At 56.7% G+C, this 4,974-nt stretch carries 6 protein-coding genes; 4 read left to right on the top strand and 2 right to left on the bottom strand.

Translation table 11 applies throughout. The features are described from left to right. Positions 1-907, bottom strand: a 907-nt coding sequence (locus tag ADADOO_RS04640; protein ID WP_511275419.1) for an Rne/Rng family ribonuclease, incomplete at its 3' end; no start/stop codon positions are given. A gap of 403 nt (positions 908-1,310) precedes the next feature. Here ADADOO_RS04640 and ADADOO_RS04645 point away from each other — a divergent pair. From ADADOO_RS04645 to ADADOO_RS04660, 4 genes are read left to right on the top strand one after another with little or no spacing between them, the layout of a single operon-like run. Next, on the top strand, positions 1,311-2,315 hold the full coding sequence (locus ADADOO_RS04645) for an RluA family pseudouridine synthase (protein ID WP_511275421.1): 1,005 nt from the start codon (positions 1,311-1,313) through the stop codon (positions 2,313-2,315). After that, complete coding sequence (locus tag ADADOO_RS04650) at positions 2,312-2,962, top strand: HAD family hydrolase (RefSeq protein ID WP_511275423.1); 651 nt, start codon at positions 2,312-2,314, stop codon at positions 2,960-2,962. Before ADADOO_RS04645 ends, ADADOO_RS04650 begins: the two co-directional genes overlap by 4 nt. Then, positions 2,941-3,300, top strand: coding sequence for a Rieske (2Fe-2S) protein (locus tag ADADOO_RS04655; protein WP_511275425.1), 360 nt, complete (start codon positions 2,941-2,943; stop codon positions 3,298-3,300). Before ADADOO_RS04650 ends, ADADOO_RS04655 begins: the two co-directional genes overlap by 22 nt. Beyond that, positions 3,293-4,255, top strand: a complete 963-nt coding sequence (locus tag ADADOO_RS04660) for a S49 family peptidase (RefSeq protein WP_511275426.1) — start codon at positions 3,293-3,295, stop codon at positions 4,253-4,255. The genes ADADOO_RS04655 and ADADOO_RS04660 overlap by 8 nt, the downstream gene beginning before the upstream one ends. Positions 4,256-4,258: 3 nt before the next feature. Here ADADOO_RS04660 and ADADOO_RS04665 read toward each other — a convergent pair whose 3' ends face one another. Further along, positions 4,259-4,966: an SAM-dependent methyltransferase gene (locus tag ADADOO_RS04665; protein WP_511275428.1), complete on the bottom strand. Its 708-nt coding sequence runs from the start codon at positions 4,964-4,966 to the stop codon at positions 4,259-4,261. Positions 4,967-4,974: the final 8 nt, after the last annotated feature.

Below are 4,974 nucleotides of genomic sequence, written 5' to 3' on the forward strand. Positions count from 1 at the left end.
TCACGTCGACGGCAACCAATGCTTCCGTGTGGTCAATGACGATGGCGCCACCGGACGGTAGATTGACTTGGCGAGCGAAGGCGGTTTCGATCTGGTGTTCAATCTGAAAGCGGGAGAAGAGGGGCACGTCATCGCGGTAGCGCTTGACGCGATTGACGTTGCCCGGCATGACCGTGCCCATAAAGGCACGAGCCTGATCGTAGACTTCGTCGGTGTCGATGAGGATTTCGCCGATGTCAGGCTGGAAGTAGTCGCGGATGGCGCGGATGACCAGACTGCCTTCGAGATAGATCAGGAAGGCACCGCTTTGCTGCTGGGCGGCACCGTCGATGGCGGTCCATAGTTGCAAGAGGTAGTTCAGGTCCCATTGCAGTTCTTCGGCCTGGCGACCGATGGCTGCAGTACGGGCGATCAGGCTCATGCCATTGGGTACTTCGAGCTGGTCCATGACATCACGCAGTTCGGCGCGTTCGTCGCCATCGACACGGCGGGATACGCCACCGCCACGCGGATTGTTCGGCATTAGAACGAGGTAGCGTCCGGCCAGCGAAACGTAGGTGGTCAGGGCGGCGCCCTTGTTGCCACGCTCGTCCTTGTCGACCTGGACGATCAGTTCCTGACCTTCCTTCAGCGCATCCTGGATGCGGGCACGGCCGGCTTCTGTGCCCGGCTGAAAGAAGGCTCGGGAGACTTCCTTGAAAGGAAGAAAGCCATGTCGGTCAGCGCCGTAGTCGACGAAGCAGGCCTCGAGCGACGGCTCGATCCGGGTGATGACACCCTTGTAAATGTTGCTTTTGCGTTGTTCCTTGGCGGAGGACTCAATATCGAGATCAATCAGTTTCTGACCATCGACAATGGCGACACGGAGTTCTTCCGCCTGTGTCGCATTGAATAGCATGCGTTTCATTGTTTTCGGGCTCCAGCGCACAGCAGTACGCTGCAACGAAACGCCCGGGCAGGCAGCGACAGTTTCAGTTATCGGGTTGCGTCATGAATGATGGTGGGCAAAGGCGATGGTGAATGTGCTGATCAACAAACGGTCACGTGCTTTTTATTGAAATGCGTGGCCTGAAAATTCCTGCAACGGGCAATCCGTGCGTGCTTACAGTGGGCTTATCCATTAACATCACTACTTTTGGTGAGTGAACTTAACCAGTCGTTTTACGTTGGTCTGGCCTGGGCAGTTGGCACAGGTGAGACTTTCGAGCCTGCCGCCTAGCGGTCGCGCTTTTAGCGCGAGGGCATAAACGGTCTGATGGTTCGGCATCTCTTGCAAACCGAGACGTAGAACGCAGGCAGTATATTAGAAAATGACCGGGCCAGGTAACAATTCAGTCACGCACGTAGTGATCAGCGAAGAAGAAGAGGGGCAGCGCCTCGACAACTTTCTGATTCGCCGTTGCAAAGGGGTTCCGAAGAGCCATATCTACCGTATTTTGCGGAGCGGGGAAGTACGGGTGAATAGCGGCCGAGTTGATGCAACCTACCGTCTCTGCGCCGGTGATAGCGTGCGAATTCCGCCGGTCCGCATTGCCGAGCGGCCGCAAAACGAGGTCGATGAAGTCGCCAAGGAGCGTGTCGATTTGCCGATTATCTTTGAAGATGAGGCAATGCTCGTTATCGACAAACCGGAAGGTATTGCAGTGCATGGTGGCAGCGGCGTCAGTTTTGGCGTCATCGAGGCCTTGCGCCGGCAGCGTCCGCAAGCCAAGTTCCTTGAACTGGCGCACCGACTGGACCGGGAAACCTCTGGCGTTCTGCTCGTTGGCAAGAAGCGACTGGCCTTGACTGCCTTGCACGACATGTTCCGCGAACATGGGGCCGGCGCTGACAAGCGCTACCTGGTTCTGGTCAAGGGGCGCTGGATGAACGCCACCCAGCACGTCAAGCTGCCCTTGCTCAAGTACCTGACCGAAGGCGGAGAGCGTCGCGTTTCGGTCAATCCCGAGGGTAAGGCTGCGCACACCATCTTCCGCTTGCTGGCGCGTTGGTCGGATATGAGCCTGCTCGAAGCGCAGCTGAAAACCGGGCGCACACACCAGATTCGGGTCCATTTGGCGCATCTTGGCTTCCCGATTCTCGGTGACGAGAAATATGGCGATTTCGCGCTGAACAAGAGTCTCAAGCGCGATGGCCTGAAGCGCATGGCATTGCATGCCTGGCGGATGGCTTTTCGCCATCCGTTAACGGCCGTGCCGGTCGAGTGTATCGCACCGTTGCCTAACAGCTTTGGCAGTTACATTGCCACGGTCAACCGAAAAAAAGACCCGGAATTCAAATCCGAAAATCTGGACGAAATATTAAGCCATCGATGAAATATGAACTGGTAGTTTTTGACTGGGATGGCACGTTGCTCGACTCGGCTGGCGCCATTGTTCACGCCATCCAGGCGTCTTGCCGCGACTTGGGCTTGCCAGTCCCGGATGATGCCCGCGCCCGCCACGTTATTGGTCTGGGGTTGGCGGACGCCTTGCGCCATGCCGTGCCGGATTTGCCACCCGAAAGTACGCAGACTATGGTCGATCGCTATCGTCATCACTATCTGTCCGGCGATCAGAATCTGACCTTGTTCAACGGTGTGCCCGAGATGCTACAACGCCTCGCGGCGGCGGGGCATATTCTGGCCGTAGCCACGGGCAAAAGCAGGCTTGGTCTTGAACGGGCGCTCGACCATTCGGGGCTGCGTCCTCTGTTCCAAGCATCGCGCTGCGCAGATGAATGTCATTCAAAGCCGCACCCCCAGATGCTGCAGGAGTTGATGGCTGAGTTCGGCGTAGCCGCAGAATCAACAGTCATGATTGGCGACACGTCGCATGACCTGCTGATGGCGACCAACGCCGGCGTCGATAGCCTGGCGGTTACCTATGGCGCCCATTCGCACGACCACCTGCTGGAACACAAGCCAGTGACCTGCCTGCATAGTGTAAAGGAGCTTGATCGGTGGCTGCAGGATTGCGCCTGATCTGTGCCGGTTATGAGGTTGAAAATGCTGGGCGGGGGTTTCGTTTTACCGTCGAGCGCCACGGACGCTATGCTCCGGCATTTGTCATACGTTTCGATGGACTGGTCCATGCCTATCTAAACGAGTGCGGGCACGTTCCTGCTGAACTTGACTGGCAACCCGGCGAATTCTTTGATGATTCCAAGCTATACTTGATTTGCTCGATTCATGGCGCACTTTATGCTCCAGAATCAGGCAGATGTCTCGGTGGCCGCTGTCAGGGGAGGGGATTGAAACCCCTGAAGGTACAAGAGATCGATGGACAGATTTATTTAGAGCAAGAAAACAATCATGGATAGCCCCCAACCGCCCAACAATGACTCCGCCTGGGAACGGAAAACCCTCGAAAAACTGGTGTTTGCCGCTCTCGACGAGCAGCGTGCCCGGCGTCGCTGGGGAATCGCCTTCAAGGCACTTGGCTTCGTTTACCTTCTGGTCGTATTGATTGCCGTCGTTGATTGGGGGGCTGGCGCCGAACATCAGGAACGCCATACCGCCCTGGTCAACCTCAATGGTGTCATCGAAGCAAAAGGCGAGAGCAATGCAGAAAATCTCGTCGCTGCACTGAACAGCGCCTTCGAAGAAAAAAATGTGGCCGGAATCATATTGCGGATCAATAGCCCAGGCGGTAGCCCGGTTCAGGCTGGGATCATCAACGACGAAATTCGCCGTCTGCGCGGCAAGCATCCGGACAAGCTCCTGTACGCGGTAGTCGAGGACATGTGCGCTTCGGGCGGTTATTACGTCGCCGCGGCAGCCGACAGCATCTACGTCAACAAGGCCAGCATTGTTGGTTCCATTGGTGTGCTGATGGACGGATTCGGCTTTACCGGTACGATGGACAAGGCTGGCGTAGAGCGCCGCCTGTTGACAGCTGGCGAAAACAAGGGTTTTCTTGACCCGTTTTCTCCGCAGGCGCCACAGCACAAGGCTCACGCGCAGACTTTGCTCAACGACATTCACCAGCAATTCATTGATGTCGTCAAAACCGGGCGTGGTAAGCGGCTCAAGGAAACGCCAGAAATGTTTTCAGGTTTGATGTGGACGGGGGCTCAGAGCGTTCAGCTTGGGTTGGCTGACGATTTCGGTAGCGTCGATTCGGTAGCTCGCGATGTCATCAAGGCCGAGAAAGTGCTTGATTACTCGGTCAAGGACAATATTGCCGAACGTTTTGCGAAGCGCATTGGTGCGAGCACCTTTGCCGGTTTCTGGAAAGGCTTTTCGGAGAGCGCCGCTGGCGTCAGTCTTCGCTAGAAATCAGGCCAGCAACAGAAAAACCGTCGGACGTCGCTCGATTTCGGGCGGCGTTTGTTTTTTCCAGGCCATGATCGAGCGCGTCAGCACGAATTCGCCGGGCAGGGTCAGATCGGTTGCCACGGTCAGCCGGGTTGTTGGTAGGCAGGACTGAAGAATGGCGTCAAACATGGCCCGATTGCGGTACGGCGTCTCGATAAATATTTGGGTCTGCTGACGCCTTTTTGATTCGCTTTCCAGGTCGCGCAGCATTTTCGACCGCTCCGCTTCCTTGGCGGGCAGATAGCCCTGAAAGGCGAAGCGTTGCCCGTTCAGCCCTGAGGCCATCAAGGCCAGCAAGAGCGAAGAGGGACCAATGAGCGGTATAACCCGAATATTCTCGGCTTGAGCCAGCGCCACAAGATTGGCCCCCGGATCGGCAACAGCCGGACAGCCCGCCTCTGAAAGCAAGCCAACATCGTGACCGGCGCGTAATGGTTCGAGTAGACGGTCAAGTTCATTGGCTTTGGTATGCTCGTTCAGCTCCTGAAGTTGCAGTTCCTGCAAGGGCAAATTGGTTCCCGCAGCCTTCAGGAAAGCGCGCGCAGTCTTGGCCTGCTCGACGACAAAATGAGTTAATGGGCGGATAGTGGCGAGCACATTTGCCGGCAGCGACTCTTGCGGTGCAGTTGGGCCAAGCGGCACCGGTATCAGATAAAGATTGCCGGCCATCAGATGAC

This window comes from Azonexus sp., assembly GCF_036170495.1.
In the GTDB taxonomy this organism is placed as follows: domain Bacteria; phylum Pseudomonadota; class Gammaproteobacteria; order Burkholderiales; family Rhodocyclaceae; genus Azonexus.

Coding starts and splice junctions, on each gene's coding strand:
- ADADOO_RS04645 (WP_511275421.1), top strand. CDS start 1,311: ATGACCGGGCCAGGTAACAATTCAGTCACGCACGTAGTGATCAGCGAA.
- ADADOO_RS04650 (WP_511275423.1), top strand. CDS start 2,312: ATGAAATATGAACTGGTAGTTTTTGACTGGGATGGCACGTTGCTCGAC.
- ADADOO_RS04660 (WP_511275426.1), top strand. CDS start 3,293: ATGGATAGCCCCCAACCGCCCAACAATGACTCCGCCTGGGAACGGAAA.
- ADADOO_RS04665 (WP_511275428.1), bottom strand. CDS start 4,966: ATGGCCGGCAATCTTTATCTGATACCGGTGCCGCTTGGCCCAACTGCA.